Genomic DNA, 20,009 nt, shown 5'->3' on the forward strand with positions numbered 1-20,009 from the left:
GGCTCCGGCAAGGGAGGCTATGCCTCCGGGACGGTCGCCGTCGCCCGCGATGCCGGCCCTCGATACCGGACCGGCGAGGGCAAAAGCTCGCGGCGCAAGAAGACGTCCGCGAGCGGGATTTTCATCGGCGCCCGCGACGAGGGCGCCGGGGAGGCCGCCCCAAGCCGCAAACGGGGCGGCGGCAAGGGCAAGAACGGCGGCGGGAACGCCACCGCCGCGTTTGTTCGCAAGAAGAAAAAGTGAGCCATCCAGGTACGTCTCTCAGGTGAGGGGCGTACTTTTTTTTCGTTTCATTTACGACTTTAGATCTTCTCATAGACAAAAATAAAATAAATAATATACTAAGTATATATATGTTATATCTGGTTCAGTGGGAGTGGTCTATGGTGAAGAATTTACCCCTATATAAGCAGATTCAGGACGATATTAAGGAACGCATCCTATCCGGGGAGCTCAGACCAGGGGATCGTATTCCGTCGGAGAAGGAGCTGGCCGAGGAGTATCATGTCAGCCAAATCACGAGCAAGAACGCTTTGATCGGCCTGGCGGATGAAGGCATTTTAACCCGGCATCAAGGCAAGGGCACCTTCGTGAATGAAGAGGTTTGGAAGGTCTTGAACACGGCTGGAACGGCGCAGCGTACGGGGACACCTTACAAAGGCACCATTGGCTTGATTATCCCAACGCTGCAAACGAAGGTGGAGCAGCGGATCGTGGACAATATCGAACGGTTTGCCTGGGCGTCCGGTTACCAACTCACGCTTAGCATTTCGAGGGAATCGCAACGGAACGAGAGCGAAGCGATCGAAGCGTTTAATCGCAACGGCGTAAAGGGGATGGTGATCTTTCCGACGGAGGAGGAGAACTACAACGAGGATATTTTGCGCCTGTCCATCGACAAGTTCCCGCTGGTTCTGATCGACCGCTATTTGAAAGATATCCGAACCTACAGCGTCAGCGCGGATAATGAGAAGGGCACCTTCAACGCCGTGAGCTACTTGCTGGAGCAGGGGCATCGGAATATCGCCTTGATCTCTCCGGTGATCACGAATACCGTCACGGAAGACCGCGCGGCCGGTTTCGAACGGGCCTTCTATCAGAACCAATTGCCGATCAACAAAAACCAATGGTGCATCCTCAATATCAACGATATCCATAACGGAAACGGCGAGGAAATGATCTATGACTTCTTCCGTTCGCATCCCGAGATTACAGCAGCCTTCGTCATGAACGCTCAGCTCACAAACTATGCCTATGATGCGCTGCTTCGTTTGGGCAAGAGGGTACCGGAGGATTTTACGCTCTTCGGATTCGACGAGCCAGGGAGACCCGGCATCCATTATGTGGAGCAGGATATCGCTACGATGTGCAAGCATACCGTGGAATGTTTGCTGGAGCAGATGGAGGGGCGCTCCAATCCGCGAAGAGTGACGATTCCTGTAGAATTGATTATAAAAAATATATTATATACTAAATAAAGTATACTAATGTACGGGCGGATATACTAAAATGCAAAATGTAAAGCGGTTACAGTCCTGCAAAGATAAGCTGAATAAACCGTTCGTAGCCGCGATACCCATTTACGAAAATTCAATAGGGAGGTTATGCACGTGAAAACCAATCGCTTGGCAATCATCGCGGTGTGTTTGGTCATGACCATGTTGGTAGCGCTTACAGGCTGTGGCTCTAGCTCCAGCAGCAACTCGGGCTCGGCCAATGCCTCGCAGGAAACGGGAAACCCAAATGATCGCGCATCCAACGGGCAGCAGACAACCTCAGACGAGAAGGTGGAAATTTCCTTCATGGGGCACGGGGATCCTAACGAGAAGAAAATTTTTACCACATTAATCCAATCCTTTGAAAAGAAATATCCCAATGTAAAAGTGAACTACACGAGCGTACCGCCGGCGGAATACCATCAGAAGCTTACGACACTGGTAGCCTCCGGGAAAGCGCCGGATATCTTCTATCTCTCTGGACCAGCCTTCTATAAATATGCGGAAGCCGGTACGATTCTCAACATTCAAAGCTACTTGGATAACACGGAGTTGTTTGATCCCAACAACGTATGGAAGCAAGGGCTTGACCGTTACCGGTATGACGGGAAGACGCTGGGCACCGGAGATTTGTACGGACTTCCGAAGGACGTAGGTCCATGGGCGATGGCCTACAACAAGGATCTCTTTGATGAAGCCGGAGCGGAATATCCTTCGGCGGAGCCGGGCGGTTGGACTTGGGACGATTACCTGAAAGCCGCTCAAGCGGTCACGAAGGATACGAACGGCGACGGTAAGGTGGATATTTTCGGCGGAGCGGGCTTCCCTCTGGAAGCTGCCGTATGGGGCAACGGCGGAGATTACATCGACTATGCGACCGGGACGATCAAGGTGGATTCGCCGGAGTTTGCCGAAGCGATGCAATTTATCGCCGATCTCAATCTGAAGCATCATGTCAGTCCTTCTGCGGATGATGAGAAGGCGATGAACAGCTATTCGCGGTTCGTTGCGGGCAAGATCGGCATGTTCCCGCTTGGCCCTTGGGACCAGCCGGCTTTCTGGGATTTGCCTTTCAACTGGGATATCGCGCCATGGCCAGCCAGTCCGAACACGGGAAAAACGTCGACTTGGCTGGGCTCGATGGGCTTCGCACTCTCCAGCAAATCCAAGCATCCACAAGAAGCGTTTAACCTGGCGGCCTTCTTGTCCCTGGACCCTGAAGGTCAGAAGCAAAACATGGATCTGGGTCAAGCTGTCCCGAACCTGATTGATATGGCGACCAATGATTACTTAAACAACGGCAAAGCGCCGGAGCATAAGCAGGTCTTCCTTGACATTATCGAATATGGGCGTCCGACGGTCGAATACGGTTCCAAGGACACGCAATGGCTGGATACCTTCAACCAAGAAGCCAGCAAGGTGTGGACTGGCAAGCAGACGGCAGCCGAATTCGTCAAAGAAATTGCGCCTAAGTTGCAAGAGCTGTACGACAAAGGGAACAAGTAACCTGGTATAACAACGAACAAAGGAAGGTGGAAGCCAGATGCGTACTGCTTTCACCTTCTCTTAATTCTTTCGCGGGAAGGAAGAAGGGTCATGACCAATAAAATCCCCGGTTTTCGGCGCAAGGAGATCCTATGGGCTTACGGCTTCGTCGCGGTGCCGGTGCTTGGCTTCTTGATTTTTGGCCTTGCTCCGTTAGTCGCATCTGCCGTATTGAGCCTAACCCAGTGGGACATGGTATCATCCCCCAAATTTGTTGGATTGGCCAACTACGTGGACTTGTTTAAGGACGAAAAAGTATACAAATCGCTGTTCAACACGGTGTTTATGCTGATTGGCATTCCGCTCGGCATGCTCTTGTCGCTGCTGCTGGCCATCCTCATGAACCAGAAAATCAAAGGGATTTCGGTGTTTCGGACGATCTATTACATCCCGGTGATCTCGCCGATCATCGCGGTCTCCCTCTTGTGGCAATGGATCTTAAACCAAGACTATGGGCTGCTAAATCAGATGTTATGGAATGGGTTCCATATCACCGGCCCGAACTGGCTTGGTGATCCACGTTGGATCAAGCCTTCCTTGATCTTGATGGGGTTGTGGGGCGGCATCGGCGGCAATATGGTGCTCTATCTGGCCGGGTTGCAATCGATCTCCCGAAGCTACTATGAGGCGGCCGAGGTGGACGGGGCGAACGGGTTTCAGAAATTCACCAAGATTACGTTTCCGCTCCTATCGAACATCCACTTTTACATCGTAGTCATGGGCGTCATCGGCACGTTCCAGGCGTTCAGCCAGATCTACGTGATGGCGGCGGACGGCGGCCCCGAATTCAGCGCGGCAACGGTGGTCTTCTATATTTATCAGCATGCATTTGAGTATTTCAATATGGGCTACGCCAGCTCGTTGGCCTGGGTGCTGGGCATCATTATCTTCATCCTGACGCTGCTCCAATTCCGTTTGTCCAAACGTTGGATCTACAACGATTAGGAGGCGTACCTTGAGACTTAAGCAATGGAGGCGTGATTATGCTGCTGAAACGTCGAATAACCCTGAGCATTAATGTCCTGATCTTATTGATTGGTTCGATCATCATGCTGGCCCCGCTGGCCTGGTCGCTCTCCACCTCCCTGAAGGAGAAGAAAAATGTCTTCGACCTTCCGCCCAAATGGATTCCGGATCCGATGACGTTCGCTAACTATAAGGGCGTTTGGTCCGAGGCGCCGATATTACACGGCTTTCTCAATAGTGCGTTGATCGTCGTTTTCGTCCTGACGATTGGTTTGTTTATTTCGACGATGGCGGCTTATGCGTTTGCCAAGGTGGATTTTCCGTTCAAAGAAACGATTTTTATGTGCTTGCTCGGCACGATGATGATCCCGTATTCGGTGACGATGATCCCGCAGTTTATCGGGTTCTCCGAATTGGATTGGGTGGACACATTGCTGCCGCTAATTATCCCCGGGCTATTTGGCAACATTGTGGTGGTCTTTTTCCTGCGGCAATTTATGCAAGGCTCGATTCCCACAGAGTTGATTGAGGCCGCGAAGCTGGACGGGAGCGGATTCTTCCGAACGTTCGCCCAAATCGCGCTGCCGATCGCCAAACCGGCGATTGCGGCTCAAGCGGCGCTGGGCTTCATGGGGATCTGGAACGACTTCCTCGGCCCATTGATTTATTTGCACACGCCGGAGAAGCAGACGATCCAAGTTATGATTGCTTCGCTCCAATCGATGTACATCAGCAATTCGGATTATCCGCTGATTATGTCCGCCTCCGTGATTGCTATGGTTCCGGTCATCCTGGTGTTCTTCTTCTGCCAGAAGTATTTTGTTGAGTCGTTGGCGATCAGCGGGTTGAAGGGATAGGGGGCGAACATGAAGCGTCACATGCCTAGGCGTAGGAAGAAGCGGATGCTGGCAAGCTTATGTACCGCCGTCTGTCTGGCTTTTGTTCTCGGTTCATGCAGCTCGAACGAAGAGGTGAAGATCGAAATGTACAGCGAACAGGATCCAACTTATCAGAACCCCTTTACCTTGCCCGAGGAATGGGAGGATTACGGCATTGGCGATCCCTATATCCTTCGCCATGACGGAAAGTACTATCTCTATTGCAGTACAAAGGACGGCCGCCCCGGGATCAAAGGCTGGAGCTCCGAGGACCTGATTCATTGGACTCCGGAAGGCCTGGTCACCGAGGATCCAATCACGACAGGGGCCTATGCCCCCGAAGTGGTGTATTGGAACGGTTATTTCTATATGTACACCTCGCCGGCGGGGAACGGGCATTACGTGTTACGAAGCGACAGTCCAACCGGGCCGTTTGAGGTTCAAACGGAAAATTTGGGGCTCAGCATCGACGGCTCGGTTTTTATTGATGATAACGGCAAGTGGTATTTCACGCATGCAGGGGATCAAGGCATCGTCATTCATCCGATGACGGACCCCTACACGATGGATCTCGGGACGACGACCAACGCTTATCTTGGCCATTGGACGGAAGGCTCGACCATTATCAAGCGAAACGGCACTTATTATATGACCTACACCGGAAACCATGTGTTCAGCAAAGGGTATCGAATTAACTATGCCGTAGCCCACGACGACCCCACAGGAGATTATCAGGTGCCGGAAAATAACCCGTTAGTCATTCATACTTCCGGCTCTTTCGTGGGTCTAGGTCACAGCTCGAGCTTTGTGGGGCCGGATTTGGATTCCTACTATATGGTGTATCACAATTTGGTTGGCGCTTCCGCGGAAGGTCCGCCGGTGCGGCAGATGGATATCGATCGTATCGTGTTTAACGGTGACCGGATGGAAGTGCTGGGGCCGACGAATACCCCTCAGCCGGTGCCCAAGCAAGCGGATTTCCGAAGCCGGTTGGATCAGCCGGAGGCTCAGGCGGACTGGGAGGAGGAGACGCTGCCGGACGGGACCCGCCGATGGATAAGCCAAGCGGAAACGAACGCCGGATTTACCGCCGAATACAACCTGAGCTTGAAGCAGCTAGTGGAGGATAAAGAGGCTTATGTGGATGCAATTTTTGCCTATGTTGATTCGGACAATTACTGGTCTGCGCGCTTGAAGCCCGGAAGCGGTGAGTTGGCGGTGATGCAGGTCAGTCAGGGGCAAGCTCAGACGCTGAGCAATCTTCAATTGCCGGAGGAATTCGACTATACGAAACTTCATACCTTGCGTGTGGAAAATGACGGCAGCTCAGTGCGCGTTTACTTCGACCAGATGCAGAAGTTCAACCTGCCGCAGCAAGCTGCGATTCAGGGCCGGATCGGGTACGCAGCCTCCGGTGCTGATCCGGTGTATTCGTATACCGCGTTCTCCAACGATGTGAACGGGAGCAGTGACTTCGAAGTGTATAAACCTCTTCCGGGCAGCGTGGAAGCGGTCCATTACTTGAAGGACGCCGGCCGCGGTTTCCAGGTAAAATCGTCTGCTGCTGCTGAGGTGGAGTATCGGAAGACTGATGGGGTTTCCATTGGCATGGCGGAGGATCGCAGTTATTTTGTGAAGCTGGAGCAGGCAGGGGATTGGCTGACCTATAAGGTTAACGTGGCCCAGGCCGGAACCTATGGTGTAACGATGCGCCTGTTGACCTCGGAGGAAGCAGCCAAGATTGAAGTGAGCAGCGGGAACGTGAAGCAAACCTTTGACATTGCACCGGATGCCGATGCGGAGTGGAAGACGATCAAGCTGGGAGCGATGGAGCTTCCGAAGGGCTATCAACCGCTGACAATCAAGCTGCGCAAGGGACAAGTGGCTTTTAAAGATGTGACATTCTATGCCTCGGAGGAAGTATCGGAAGAAGGGACTAACCTGTTCGATTCGGTGGAAGCCGAGGATCTTTACGGCACGTTTGAAGCCATTGACGGCGGATTTAGAGGCAGCGGAGGGCCGGATGATCGCTTGTTCGTCGGCAATGCGGCTTGGGATGACTATGAGTTGTCCGTGCAAGTTGACGTTCCGGATGGGATGACCGGGGAAAGCCAGGTCTTCGTTCGTACGACGAACGAGTCTTATTTTCCGCATCAGGTGCAGGACTCGGCGATGGGCTATGCGATTAGCCTTTACGATGGACAGCTGCAGCTGTTGAAGCTCAATTACGGGGCGCTGGCGGTGAGCAGCGGACGCGTTCAGATGGAACCCGGGCAGACTTATATGTTGCGTGTAGTAATGGAGGGTTCCCGCATTCGAGTCTTCTGGGGGCAGGAGGAGGAACCCGTGATGGATTATACGGATTCCGATCCTTTCTTCCATGGAAGAGCAGGCCTGCGGAGTATTGGTTCGACATTTAGCTTTAGGGAGATGCAAGTGAGAGAGACGAGATAGATAGAGGAAAAGGAGTAAACCTATGACAACTCAAATGTATATCAAAGATTACCCCAGACCGCAATTTGTAAGGGAGCAATGGATCAATCTGAATGGAGAGTGGGACTTCCGCTTTGACGATGACAATGTCGGTGAGCGGGAGAACTGGTACGTGGATTTGCAGGCCGATCGCAAGATCCGGGTGCCGTTTACGTACGAAACCAAACTGAGCGGGATCGGGGAGGAGACGTTTCACCCTCAGGTATGGTATGAGAAGAAGTTAACGCTCCCAGCCGAGGCGGCGGGGAAGCGAGCGATCCTTCATTTTCAAGCCGTAGATTATCGGGCCAAGCTGTGGGTTAACGGCGTCTATGTTGGGCAGCATCAGGGCGGGTATGCCGCGTTCTCTTTTGACATCACGCCATATGTGACCTTTGGCAGCGAAAATGTGCTGTCGGTTAAGGTCGAGGACAGCGATAGCTGCACTCAGCCTCGCGGGAAACAGCGCTGGCAGAACGATAACTTCGAGTGCTTCTACGTCCAAACGACGGGGATTTGGCAGACGGTCTGGATGGAATTTGTGGACTCGGCACATGTGGATGCCGTGAAAATCACCCCTGACTTCGACCGCCGATCGGTCACCTTCGAATATCAGGTGGCAGGCGATTTGAAGGGCGACAGCCCGTTGGAGTTGGAAACTGTCATCTCTCTGAAAGGGCAAACGGTGAAGCGGATGCGACTTGCTATTGACCGGCCCTGGCTTCGGGCGGATGCGGATTTGCTGCATGAAGCGTCAGGGCCGTGGAAATTTAGCGAGTGGTCGCCGCAGCGTCCCAATCTGTATGATGTGGAGTTTATTCTGTACCGGGACGGTCAGGTCGTGGATCATGTCTATTCCTATTTCGGAGTGCGGAAGATCTCGATTGAAAACGGCAAGGTGCTGCTGAACAATTCACCGATTTATCAACGCTTGATTCTGGATCAGGGCTATTGGCCGGACTCGCACTTAACGCCGCCTTCCGAGGAAGCGATTCTGGAGGATATTGATAAAATCCTGGCGATGGGCTATAACGGCGTGCGCAAGCATATGAAGATCGAAGACGCCCGGTTCTTGTATTGGTGCGACGTCAAAGGGCTGCTCGTCTGGTCGGAGATGGCGGCGACGTTTGAGTTTAATGATGAAGCAGTTGAGGCGTTTACGAAAGAATGGGTGGAAATTGTTCGTCAGCAGTACAATCACCCAAGTATTATCACCTGGGTTCCGTTTAACGAGTCTTGGGGGATAGCGAATATTATGACCGACCGCAAGCAGCAGGAGTTTACCGAGGGGATTTATCACCTGACCAAAGCGATCGACCCTTATCGTCCCGTAATAACGAATGACGGGTGGGAGCATACGGTATCGGACATTCTGACCCTGCACGATTATGAGGAATCGGGAAGCCGCTTCCTGGAGCGTTACAAGGATATGGAGGCGGTCACCGGGAACAACATTTCGTTTAACAATTGGAAGTATGCACTCGCACAGGGGTACGCCTACCGCGGTCAACCCATTCTCGTAACGGAGTTCGGCGGGATCGCCTTCCAATCGGAGTCGGGTTGGGGCTACGGCAACCAGGTGAGCAGTGAAGAAGCGTTTCTCGAACGCTTTGAGAGCATCACGAATGCGATTAAATCGATTGATGCCATCTGCGGCTACTGCTATACGCAAATTACCGACGTGCAGCAGGAAGTGAACGGTTTGTTGACGGAGAGCCGTGAACCAAAGGTGCCGATGGAGACGATCCGACGGATTAATCTGGCCTAGTGCTTCGGTTCTTTTCTATCCAATGAAAAAACACCTCCAAGATGCTCTCCCGATCTTATGACAAGGAGCGCATGTTCTTGGAGGTGTTTTTGGGCTGTCTCATCTGAAACATCCGTCCGCAAAGGGAGCGGCCCCATTATTCGGGTCGGATGTCTAACGCTTCCCGCGAGATTGCTTGTAATTAAATTGAAGCCAATCTATTCCAGCGCGGGCAATATCCTTAAAGGAGGGGCGTCGAAGGACATAATATGGGACCAGATCGCCTCCCCAACTTGCTTTGGAGTTAGATACGGATTCAATATTTGCACCTGTGAAGTCAAATCCTTTGACACCGATGGAGGTCAGATCCTCAAATTCAAATAACTGCAGCATCTGAACCACACCGTTCTGCAGGTGTGCACTCTTGGTTCCAGCGATCCAACCGGTAGCCCATTCAGGATGGAACAGCAGCGAAATATTGGCGCTGACCGGTTCACCTTCCGGTGAATAGCAGATATAGCAGCGGAACGCCTCTTCCCCCATCAAATCTTGTGCCAGCTTCAGATCCTCCACGGAGAGCTGATGACTGAACCCTTGACGCTGTTCGGTTTCGATGAGGCATTGGTATGCGTGATCCATATTATTACTTTTTACAGTGTAATATCCTAAAGAAGAAGCCTTCTTGATTTTGTTGCGTATGGATTTGCTGGCCTCTTCAATCTGATAGGGCAATTCCACTTGGTATGTATATCGAACATCGCTCTTGAAGCCTCTCCAGGTAAATGGACGAACATCCTCAATATGCGGGGGGAGATGTAAAATAACTCTCCCTTTCAGCTCCAACAATCGATCAATCATGAGGTTGGCGACCTCATGCCATTGCTTATTCGATCGTGAAGCCTTGCTTGTGGCTGTTGGATAAAAGTAGGTCAAGTGGTAGGGGTTCTGTGGCGGGAGGTACGACCTCCCTTTTGCATCCATGAACAGCAGCATTTCACCGTATACCTCAGATTGGGGAAGCTGCAACCGATGATAATCACTTCGACAATTCCACCGCCGGCGGTTAAATTCAGCCCATTTGGACAGTGTTGTTTGCTCCATCATTCCGTTGCTTTGAATCTCCTTTCGTAGGATTGGTTCCGGAAATGACTTCCGCAACGACTCCTTGCCGGGCCAGCCTTTCAATAACAATGCCCGCATCGTTCAGAGAGACATTCGACAGCAGAATTTGTGGGGTGCCGGTCTCGCTTAAACCGATATAATCATTCTCCCTCAGGGTCCGATCAACCGCATGAAGCAGCTGTTCATTATCTCTGACCTCGCTCGTGATCGCGAGCAGAACGTAATCCGTATCGAATTTCATCTTGGCTTGAATTCTGGAGTGAATGACCGCCGTGAAAATTTCTGGCTTGAGCACAGGGGTCCCTTCCAGATACAGCTCGTTCTGACTTAGGTAGAGACTTCGAATGTTTCGGGACAGGGCCGAGCCAAGCAATTCATTTTGGATCTGCTCGTCGTTATACAAGGTGGAAGAATTCGTTGAGGTTTTCTTCTTTTTCGTCAAGCTTTGAGATTCCCGCATAAACCATTCGTAGGTTTGGATCAGTCCTTCCTTGAAGGAATACTTTGGCGTCCAGTTGATGGTGGAACGCAGCAACTCGTTATTCAGAACGGATCGGTAGATATCTCCAGGGCGGGAATTCACTCGAATGATACTAGGGAGTGAGGGATGAAGCTCGGAGAGGATCTCAATCAACGTATTGATCGAGTTCTCTGTACAGGTAGATAGATTCATCACTCCCGAATGCTCGGTGCCTGCAGCTAGAAAAATGGCCTCTGCGACGTCTTCCACATAAATAAAGTCTCGTGTCTGCTCTCCGGTTCCATAGATGACCAGCTCTTTCCCATCTCGCACCCGCTCCATAAAGATGGAGACGACGCCGCCTTCGCCGATCGTTCCTTGCCGAGGTCCATATACATTGGCGAAGCGGAAGCATAGCGTGCTTAGGTCGTAGAGCTCTTTCCATTTCTCACAGTAATATTCACCAAGAAGCTTATTAATTCCATAGGGTGATACCGGCTTGCAAAGATAGGATTCGGACAGTGGCATTTCTTGCGTAGTTCCGTATACAGCTGCAGATGACGCAAAAATAAATTTCCGGACTTGGTACTTGGCAGAAAGTTGAAGCATGTTCGTAAGGCCTAAAATGTTCGATTTCGTATCAGCATAGGGGTTCTCCACAGAAGTAACAATATCGACCTGGGCTGCAAGATGAATCACTGCGTCGATCTCGTGTTGCTCAAAGACCGCTTCGCAATTCGGACTCTCTACATCCAAAATATAGGAAGTATGAGGAAACTTAATATGATTTACATTGCCGGTTGAAATATTGTCTATAATGACAACCTGATGTCCTTCTCGAAGAAATCTCTCGGCAACAAAGGAACCGATAAAGCCGTAGCCTCCTGTGATTAAAACTTTCACAATTTCCACCCCATAGTTGACTCAATTGGTTACTTATCCATAAGTTAATCATAGCTTTTTCCAAATCTGGTGTAAACACGAAGTAGAACTTTTATACTATTTCCTTATGCCTATTACCATGCAAATGCAAGTCTTCTGAATTTTGTCTGATCTGATGTTGTGCCGGTCGGCTCCTAAATTGTCGTGAGATGATGAGAGAAATGATGTGAGAGTCTGTTCTATGCAGGCAGGAGTGGACCTTAAGTTGTCCTGAGAGAGAAAAAATGATTAGGTAGATTTGAGTATGGACTTGATAACTACTAATATATCAGAACCCTATGGGCTAGTCACCCTAAACTTATGATAGAACAGCGATTGAACTCCCCTATAAAGACTGATATATTTGGTACTATATTACTAGAAAGCGGATGGTATGGGTGCCCAAAAAGGTGTTATTTAGCGCTACGGTTGTGTCTCACATTAACGCATTTCATCTACCTTACTTGAAATGGTTCCGGGATCAGGGCTGGGAGGTTCATGTGGCTGCGAATGGTTCTGAGCCGGTTCCATGGGCGGACAAGCAGTTTGATATTCCCATCCAGCGTTCTCCCTATAGCAGGGATAACCTCAAGGCTCTACGGGAGCTAAAAAGAATTATCGACAGTCAGGGATACGAGATCATTCATTGTCATACCCCTATGGGCGGAGTGTTAACGAGACTGGCTGCCCGCCAAAGTCGAAGAAAAGGCACGAAAGTCGTCTATACTGCTCATGGTTTTCATTTTTACAAGGGGGCTTCTCGCATCAATTGGTTGATCTACTATCCGGTGGAGAAGTGGCTTTCTCGGTATACTGACGTTCTGGTAACGATGAATGATGAGGATTTCGAGCGGGCTAAGCGAGGGAAATTCAAACCGGGGCTCATCCATTTTGTGCATGGGGTCGGGATCAGCTTCGAGAGATTTAAACCGCCTACAGCGGAGCAAAAGCGGCAATTGCGAGAAGAGTATGGCGTCGGACAAGACCGTTTTGTTCTCATATATGCGGCGGAAATGATTCATCGCAAGAACCAGACGCTCCTGCTGGAGACGATCCAAAAATTAAAGGATGCCATTCCGAATGTGCAGCTGCTGCTTGCCGGCAAAGGGAAACTGGAGGCGTTCTACAAAAGTCTCGTTGCTGAGAAAGGGCTGGAACCTTATGTTACCTTTCTCGGACACCGGAAGGACATGGAGAACATTTACGCATTGGCGGATGTAGCGGTATCCTCGAGCCGGCAGGAGGGCTTGCCGGTCAATATTATGGAGGCGATCGCCAGCGGCCTACCTGTGGTGGCAACTCGGGTAAGGGGAAACCGGGACCTCGTCGGGGAAGGCGTCCATGGATTTCTGGTCGAGCTCGGCGATGCCGATGCCTTTGCTGATCGGATTCTGCAGTTATATCATGATCCCTTGCTTCGGCAGGAGATAGCTGCAAGACGAGATCTACTTACGGGGACGTATGCGATTGAGAACGTGCTGGAGGAATTAACCTCTGTCTATAAAGACCGGATGTGAATCAGGCATCCAATGGAACATTTTGTCGTCTAGTAAAATATTAGTAAAGTGCTAGTTTACAGATTCATAGAGGATATGCTACTATAGAACCATAATCTAACATATTTTAAGCCTGCAATGTCGAATAAAGGCAAACCGCTCGAAAGGGTGGGACGCAAAGCTACAGGGGCTTCGTGATCGAGGATCACATGCCAGCCAGCTCCCTACATACAGGTTTCCGATGAGGAACCTTATAACTATAGTTATTTGGTTCTTTTTTTATTGACTCCAACCTCAGAAATTGACTCCACTCCAAACCTCAGAAATTGAATACGAGAACATCGAAAAGGCAAACCGCATGAAAGTGCGGGACGCAAAGCTACAGGGGCTTCGTGGTCGCAGATCACATGCCAGCCAGTTCCCGAAAGTTTTCAGGATGAGATAGAAGGCTTCCTGAAACGGGGGCTTTCTATTTTTTATCCTATCGAATTTGAGGTGTCCTTTATGGCAGCAAATCAATCGATTAAGAAATTCGTGATTATCACGTTGGTCGTTGCAGTCGGATTCCTGTTTAACTTCTCTATAAATCCGGTTGCTGCGAACGCTGAGCCAAAGGACGCCCAAATGATTAATGTGAAGGACCAAGGTGCCAAAGGCGATGGAGTGACTGACGATACGTCGGCAATTCAACGGGCTTTGGATCTCGCAGCAAGCAGCAAAGGAACGGTATATTTTCCTGAAGGCACTTACGTGGTGAATCCAGTGAATACGCTGATCGTCGAGAGCGGAACTACGCTTAAAGGCGAAGGCAAGAAGTCGGTCATTCAAGCAGATGCTCACAAATTTGGATGGGAAATGATCCATGCATCGGGTACTGGAATTGAAATCTCGGACTTGATGTTGGATGGTAATCATGCCGTAAATCGTGTTCTGGTTATCGGGGGAGGCAGCTCCTTCGTCAAAGTGAATCGGATCGCGGCAGCCAATGCGACGCACAGCAGTGACCCGGCTAGCGATTTTTATACGGGTGTCGTCTCGGGGATTGTCATTTATGGCGATACCAATCACATTGAAATCACAAATTCTGAAATTTATAATATCAAGGCTGTGAATCTGACAGCCGGCAGCTTGATCTCCAGAGGCATCTATATTACAACAACCTGGGGATCGGCAGAGAAGGTTGCATCGAACGTTCGAATCACGAACTCCAACATCCATCACATCGGTTCAGCCGACGATGGGGACGGGATTTTCTATGAAGACCCGAACCTGGATCGTGGGACGGGCCGGGACGCGGGCAGCTTGATTGCCAACAATACCTTCAGCTTCAACGCTAAACGTGCGATCAAGATTTACGCCCAAGGGATTACGGTCAGCGGCAATATCATCACGAACTCCTATCTCAATAACAACTATTACGAAGGTAAAGATAAAGGTCAGTTGGCTCCTGACATGTACGCTGGCATCAGCGTCTACGCTTCGAACAACAGCATTTCGGACAATCGCATTGAAGGGGTTGGCAGTTATTATGCTGCGATTGAAGTCAGCGCCGATGAGACCGTTAATCATGTGACCATCAAAGGGAACAAGATTAAAATGGGGCAGCAAAGTGTGATTGCGGGAACAACGGGCATTCGGTTAGGGAATACGAAGAACTTCACCATTTCGAGCAACACGATCGAGCATGCCGAGAAAGGAATCTGGACTTGGCAGAATGCGGAGAACGGAACGGTCGAGGGCAACAAGATTGAAACAACGAAGGGCGGAATCGACCTGACCACCTATCTTGCGAATTGCATCCAGAAGGATATCGTGGTTAAGGACAACATCGTTAAGGGACAAGCCTTCAACATCCAACTGGCAAAATCGAACGTCAATGTTAAGGTAGTATCGAACTTATAATTAAATCATCACTTGATAGAGTTTAACAGGTTTATGAAGAGACAATCGTCTTTTCGTAAACCTGTTTTTTGTTTGTCTCTCAAATGCGTCAAAAAAAACATTCTTCTCTTGATTGCAATTTGTGTTAATATAAGGTTATATTTAGGTGACTATTTTCCTAGTTTTAAATGCCTATCCTATTTTTTCATGACTGATTTTCTGGGACTTATTTTGGAGTGATATTCTGACATCGACTGAGGTGGAGCTATTGGAAAGTAGCGGTTTGTTTAAAATCTTAAGAAAACACATGATTGCTTTTATTGTTACGCTTCTAGTCTGTGAGGGAGGCGTTTTTTTGGTTAATACGCTGGCCAAACCTCAATATCAAGCGACTGCAAGCTTGGTAGCTACGATTGCTTCTACCGAGGCGGGGACTTACACCGAATTTTTGGCCAGTCAGATGTTAACTAAAACGTATGAGGATGCGATTGAGAGTCGATTTATTGCCAATGAAGCAAAAAATAAACTACAGACCAAGGAAACCGCATATGAATTATTAAAACGGATCAAAGTCAGGACAGACCCCGACACTCTAGTAATTATTATCAAAGCCACACATGACAATCCGCAGGATGCGGTGGCCATTGCCAATGCCTTCGCCGAAAGCTTTATTCAGAAATCGAAAGAGCTGGTGGAGAGTTCCAGTGTCATGATTTTGGACAAGTCAAATCTGGAAGAGGCTTCAATTCCCGTCAGCCCCCGGAAGATCTTGAACTATGCGATCGGCGGCTTTATCGGTCTATTTGCAGGGCTATGCGTCTCGATGCTGCTGGAGAAGCGCGGGGGCTCCAAACGCAGTCAGCAAAGGCGAACTCCGAGAGAAAAGGAGATGGAATTCTAATGATTCACTTTGCGATTATCGGATGCGGCCATATTGCGAACAAACATATCGAATCGATAAATAGCACGGATGGAGCGGTACTTACGGCGTTATGTGATAACAACCCTCAACGATTGCTTGAACTGGAAGAGAAGTGGAATGTCCCGGTTTATCTGAACATGGACGAGATGCTGCAACAATGCCCTCACATCGATGTCGTGTGCATCTGTACGCCAAGCGGATTACATACTTCTATGGCCACCGCCGCGGCCAAAGCCAAGAAGCATCTGATCATTGAGAAGCCCGTTACGTTAACATTGGAAGATGCTGACCGCATTGCAGCGGCAGCAGAAGAGAATGGGGTCCTGGTTACGGTGGTTCATCCTAACCGCTATCGGCCAGCCATTCGGCAATTAAAGCACGCGTTGGATCAAGGGATGTTCGGCAAGTTAAGTCATGTGAATGCAACGGTTCGCTGGAATCGGAGTCAAGCCTATTACGATCAGGCTCCATGGAGAGGGACGAAGGCCATGGATGGAGGCGTCTTGATGAATCAAGCGATCCATAGTTTGGACCTGTTGATCTGGCTTTTTGGCCCGGTGAAGGAAGTGAAATCGTTGGTGGATACCCGGTTCCGGAAGATTGAATCGGAGGATGTTGCGGTCGCCGTGCTTCGGTTTGAGAGCGGACATCTGGGGGTTGTCGAGGCATGTACGACGGTGTATGAGCAAAATTTGGAGGAGTCGATCGCTGTTTTTGGAGAGCATGGATATGCGGAAATCGGCGGCAGAACGGCCAATTGGATTAAGCAATGGAATTGCTCCTCGATGACCAAGGAAGAGACGGAGGTGCTGATTTCCGAGATTGAACGGGACCCCTTTGGCAAACCGGGACATCAATGCATCATTGAGGATATGGTGGAAGCCATCCGGGATCACCGCCCGCCAGCCATCACGCTGGAGGATGGCAGAAATGCACTGAAGCTTGTCATTGATATGGTTGAAAATGGCAGTCCACAAGTCGTTATGTAGGAAAGGGAGAGGGCGCTATGCGTGAATCAATGCTGCAATCGCAAGATCATCGTACCGAATTGATGGATAAGCTTCACAGCAAAACAGCGAAGATCGGAGTCATTGGACTTGGGTATGTCGGGCTTCCGCTCGCTGTAGAGAAGGCAAAGGCCGGATACCAGGTCATTGGGTTTGATGTCCAGCCGCACAAGGTGGACATGGTTAACCGGGGATATAACTACATTGGGGATGTAGTGGATGAAGATCTCAAAACGATGGTAGACAGCGGGCGACTGCAGGCGACTTCGGATTACTCCTTCATCTCTATGGTGGATACGGTTGCGATATGTGTGCCAACCCCGTTGGACATTTACCAGCAGCCGGATACGAGTTATGTGGAAAATTCCGCGAAGGAAATTGCCAAATATCTTCATCCCGGGATGCTCGTAGTCCTGGAAAGTACGACCTATCCCGGAACGACAGAGGAGCTCGTGAAGCCGATCCTCGAATCCACCGGATGGATCTGCGGGAAGGATTTCTTCCTGGCTTATTCGCCTGAACGGATTGACCCGGGCAACAAGCATTTCAATACGAAGAATACCCCTAAAGTCGTCGGCGGCGTCACGAAGTCCTGCTCCCAAATCGCCGAAGCGCTGTATAAGCAGGTGTTGGATGGAGAAGTGCATGTAGTCTCCAGCCCCGCAGTGGCCGAGATGGAGAAGATATACGAAAATACCTTCCGTCATATCAATATCGCGTTAGCGAATGAGATGGCTATATTGTGTAACCGGATGGGCATTAATGTCTGGGAAGTGATTGAAGCTGCGAAGACGAAGCCCTATGGTTTTATGGCCTTTTACCCGGGTCCGGGATTGGGCGGACACTGTATTCCAATTGACCCCTTCTATCTTACCTGGAAAGCAAGAGAGTATAACTACCACACTCGTCTGATTGAACTTGCCGGTGAAATTAATAACTCCATGCCGGAATTCGTTGTACAGAAAATCGCTGAACTTCTCAATACCAACAAGAAGCCACTTTATGGATCTGTCGTCTATTTACTTGGCGTAGCCTACAAGAAGGATATTGATGATTATCGGGAATCTCCGGTTCTTAAAATTGTGGAACTGCTGGAAGCGCGAGGAGCAGAGGTTATCCTAAGCGATCCACACATCCCGGCATTCAAGTATCGCGGGCAAACTTACGAAACCGTGGAGCTGACGCAAGAGAGGCTTGCCCAATCCGATATTACCGTCATTGCCACAGATCATTCGGCATTCGATTATGACCTGGTCGGTCAAAGCAGCCGACTGTTGCTGGATACGCGCAATGCAATGAACGGGTATGCCAAGCCGGAGCAATATTACTTGTTATAGCATGAGGGACGGAGTGAAATGGATGACAAATTATTGGGCACACCCCACAGCGGTGATTGACGAGGGCGCTGTCATTGGGGAGAACACGAAAGTATGGCACTTTTCTCATATCTCTTCAGGATCAGAAATCGGCCATTCCTGCAGCTTGGGACAGAACGTCTTTGTTGCGCCAAGGGTCACGATTGGGAATGGTGTCAAAATTCAAAATAATGTTTCCGTGTATGAAGGTGTCATTTTGGAGGACTATGTCTTCTGCGGTCCCAGCATGGTTTTCACGAATGTGCGGACTCCCCGCTCGGCATTCCCTCGCAATACGAGCAGCGATTATCGGCCGACCCGAGTAAGAAGAGGAGCGTCGATTGGGGCCAATGCCACCATCGTGTGCGGGGTGGAAATTGGGGAGTGGGCGTTTGTTGCGGCTGGTGCTGTGGTAAACCGCGATGTTCCTCCATATGCCATCGTAGCGGGAGTGCCTGCCCGGCAAATGGGCTGGGTATGCGAATGCGGGATTACGCTTGCATTTAGCGGGTTGAAAGCGATCTGCCAGGAATGTGGACGTGAGTATGAGCGAAGTGAGAACTCAGTACATAAAACAAAGGAAGTGTAGCGATGCTCAAAGACGGAGTAAATCAAGCGGTACACCATAAGAAAATCCCGGTTCTCGACATGAGTTATGAGATGAAGCAATTGAAGCCTCAAATTCTAAGCGCTTTGGAGACGGTTCTAGACCGTGGAGCGTTCATCATGGGAGAGAACGTCAAGCAATTTGAAAAGGAAGCGGCCGATTACTTGGGTGTCAAACATGCTGTGGCGGTGAATTCTGGCACGGATGCGCTGGTGATTGCGCTGCTGGCGACAGGGATTGGCGAAGGCGATGAAGTGATTACTACGCCTTTTACGTTTTTTGCTACCGCTGAGGCGATTAGTCGGGTAGGGGCTGTTCCGGTTTTTGTGGATATTGATCCGGTGACGTACAACCTGAATGTAGAATTGCTGGAAGCTGCTTTGACAGAGAAGACCAAGGCCATTATTCCGGTGCACCTATTTGGGCACGCCGTAGACATGGACCCGCTGCTTCAGCTGGCTCAACGTAGGCAGCTTGTCGTGATCGAAGATGTTGCCCAAGCCTTTGGCGGGGAATATAAAGGGCAGAAGACTGGCACATTGGGAGATGTTGGTTGTTACTCTTTCTTCCCGTCCAAGAATCTCGGAGCTTATGGTGACGGAGGACTGCTAGTCACGAATGATGACGGTCTGGCCGAGAAAGCTGCCATGCTGCGAGCTCACGGGTCGAAGAAGAAGTACTATAACGAAATGATTGGCTTCAATTCCCGGTTAGATGAGATGCAGGCTGCCATTTTACGGGTCAAGCTTCCTTATATCGAAGAGTGGAATCAAGGTCGCAGTCAAGTCGCAGAGCGCTATCGGGAGCTGCTGGGCGGCATGGAGGGGCTCGTGTTGCCAACGGAGCATTCCTACGCCAAGCATGTATACCACCAGTATACGATTCGAGTATTAAACGGAAGAAGAGACGAACTTTTGCAGGGACTTGCTGCAGAAGGAATCAGTTCGATCGTGTACTATCCCGTTCCGGTTCACAAGCTTCCGGTCTACCAACCGAATGAGCTCTGTCTTCCTGAAGCGGAAGCTGCGTCTGCGGAGGTGCTGTCGCTGCCAATTTGGCCGCTCATGGATGAAGAGACGCAAAGACGAATCGCTGAGCAAATCCAAAAAGTCCTCGAATCATGAAGGAACGAAG

Annotated in this window: 16 protein-coding genes and 2 riboswitches; of the genes, 14 read left to right on the forward strand and 2 right to left on the reverse strand. The window is 50.1% G+C overall.

Features of this window, described 5'->3' with window-relative positions; genetic code table 11:
• The 7 genes from PBA01S_RS18290 to PBA01S_RS18320 all read left to right on the forward strand — a co-directional run.
• A partial coding sequence (locus tag PBA01S_RS18290; RefSeq protein WP_164744195.1) for a hypothetical protein occupies positions 1-243 on the forward strand: 243 nt, incomplete at its 5' end.
• A 140-nt stretch (positions 244-383) separates the two neighbouring features.
• Positions 384-1,478, forward strand: coding sequence for a GntR family transcriptional regulator (locus PBA01S_RS18295; protein WP_232228312.1), 1,095 nt, complete (start codon positions 384-386; stop codon positions 1,476-1,478).
• 132 nt (positions 1,479-1,610) lie between these two features.
• A complete protein-coding gene (locus PBA01S_RS18300; protein ID WP_255315390.1) occupies positions 1,611-3,002 on the forward strand; it encodes an ABC transporter substrate-binding protein in 1,392 nt (463 codons plus the stop codon).
• Between the two features lie 90 nt (positions 3,003-3,092).
• Positions 3,093-3,986 carry a carbohydrate ABC transporter permease gene (locus tag PBA01S_RS18305; protein ID WP_028538501.1) on the forward strand — a complete coding sequence of 298 codons (894 nt, stop codon included), beginning with the start codon at positions 3,093-3,095 and terminating at the stop codon, positions 3,984-3,986.
• A gap of 38 nt (positions 3,987-4,024) precedes the next feature.
• Positions 4,025-4,864, forward strand: coding sequence for a carbohydrate ABC transporter permease (locus PBA01S_RS18310; RefSeq protein WP_036699738.1), 840 nt, complete (start codon positions 4,025-4,027; stop codon positions 4,862-4,864).
• A gap of 45 nt (positions 4,865-4,909) precedes the next feature.
• The gene (locus tag PBA01S_RS18315) at positions 4,910-7,339 is read left to right on the forward strand and encodes a family 43 glycosylhydrolase (protein WP_028538499.1); all 2,430 of its coding nucleotides are present in this window, start codon (positions 4,910-4,912) and stop codon (positions 7,337-7,339) included.
• 22 nt (positions 7,340-7,361) lie between these two features.
• Positions 7,362-9,125, forward strand: a complete 1,764-nt coding sequence (locus PBA01S_RS18320; RefSeq protein ID WP_028538498.1) for a glycoside hydrolase family 2 — start codon at positions 7,362-7,364, stop codon at positions 9,123-9,125.
• 153 nt (positions 9,126-9,278) lie between these two features.
• Here the strand turns inward: PBA01S_RS18320 and PBA01S_RS18325 are convergent, their stop codons facing one another.
• Positions 9,279-10,208 (reverse strand): GNAT family N-acetyltransferase, encoded by a 930-nt coding sequence (locus PBA01S_RS18325; protein WP_164744196.1) that lies wholly within the window; start codon positions 10,206-10,208, stop codon positions 9,279-9,281.
• Positions 10,174-11,589, reverse strand: a complete 1,416-nt coding sequence (locus tag PBA01S_RS18330) for an NAD-dependent epimerase/dehydratase family protein (protein WP_051416877.1) — start codon at positions 11,587-11,589, stop codon at positions 10,174-10,176. Before PBA01S_RS18330 ends, PBA01S_RS18325 begins: the two co-directional genes overlap by 35 nt.
• Before the next feature lie 407 nt (positions 11,590-11,996).
• Here PBA01S_RS18330 and PBA01S_RS18335 point away from each other — a divergent pair, with 407 nt between their 5' ends.
• The 7 genes from PBA01S_RS18335 to PBA01S_RS18365 all read left to right on the forward strand — a co-directional run bounded on the left by PBA01S_RS18335 (position 11,997) and on the right by PBA01S_RS18365 (position 19,999).
• The gene (locus PBA01S_RS18335) at positions 11,997-13,124 is read left to right on the forward strand and encodes a glycosyltransferase family 4 protein (protein ID WP_051135004.1); all 1,128 of its coding nucleotides are present in this window, start codon (positions 11,997-11,999) and stop codon (positions 13,122-13,124) included.
• Positions 13,125-13,243: 119 nt separating this feature from the next.
• Positions 13,244-13,331, forward strand: a riboswitch (cyclic di-GMP riboswitch).
• Between the two features lie 110 nt (positions 13,332-13,441).
• A riboswitch (cyclic di-GMP riboswitch) is annotated at positions 13,442-13,529 on the forward strand.
• Positions 13,530-13,607: 78 nt separating this feature from the next.
• The gene (locus PBA01S_RS18340; protein ID WP_127576493.1) at positions 13,608-15,005 is read left to right on the forward strand and encodes a glycosyl hydrolase family 28-related protein; all 1,398 of its coding nucleotides are present in this window, start codon (positions 13,608-13,610) and stop codon (positions 15,003-15,005) included.
• Positions 15,006-15,252: 247 nt separating this feature from the next.
• The gene (locus tag PBA01S_RS18345; RefSeq protein ID WP_084628852.1) at positions 15,253-15,885 is read left to right on the forward strand and encodes a YveK family protein; all 633 of its coding nucleotides are present in this window, start codon (positions 15,253-15,255) and stop codon (positions 15,883-15,885) included.
• The gene (locus tag PBA01S_RS18350; protein WP_127576494.1) at positions 15,885-16,895 is read left to right on the forward strand and encodes a Gfo/Idh/MocA family protein; all 1,011 of its coding nucleotides are present in this window, start codon (positions 15,885-15,887) and stop codon (positions 16,893-16,895) included. The genes PBA01S_RS18345 and PBA01S_RS18350 overlap by 1 nt, the downstream gene beginning before the upstream one ends.
• Positions 16,896-16,912: 17 nt before the next feature.
• Positions 16,913-18,250, forward strand: a complete 1,338-nt coding sequence (locus PBA01S_RS18355; RefSeq protein WP_085279117.1) for a nucleotide sugar dehydrogenase — start codon at positions 16,913-16,915, stop codon at positions 18,248-18,250.
• A 22-nt stretch (positions 18,251-18,272) separates the two neighbouring features.
• The gene (locus PBA01S_RS18360) at positions 18,273-18,857 is read left to right on the forward strand and encodes an acyltransferase (protein ID WP_016313980.1); all 585 of its coding nucleotides are present in this window, start codon (positions 18,273-18,275) and stop codon (positions 18,855-18,857) included.
• A 2-nt stretch (positions 18,858-18,859) separates the two neighbouring features.
• The gene (locus PBA01S_RS18365; protein WP_127576495.1) at positions 18,860-19,999 is read left to right on the forward strand and encodes a DegT/DnrJ/EryC1/StrS family aminotransferase; all 1,140 of its coding nucleotides are present in this window, start codon (positions 18,860-18,862) and stop codon (positions 19,997-19,999) included.
• Positions 20,000-20,009 lie beyond the last annotated feature (10 nt).

Origin of the sequence: Paenibacillus barengoltzii NBRC 101215 (assembly GCF_004000745.1) — a bacterium.
Taxonomy (GTDB): Bacteria; Bacillota; Bacilli; order Paenibacillales; family Paenibacillaceae; genus Fontibacillus; species Fontibacillus barengoltzii.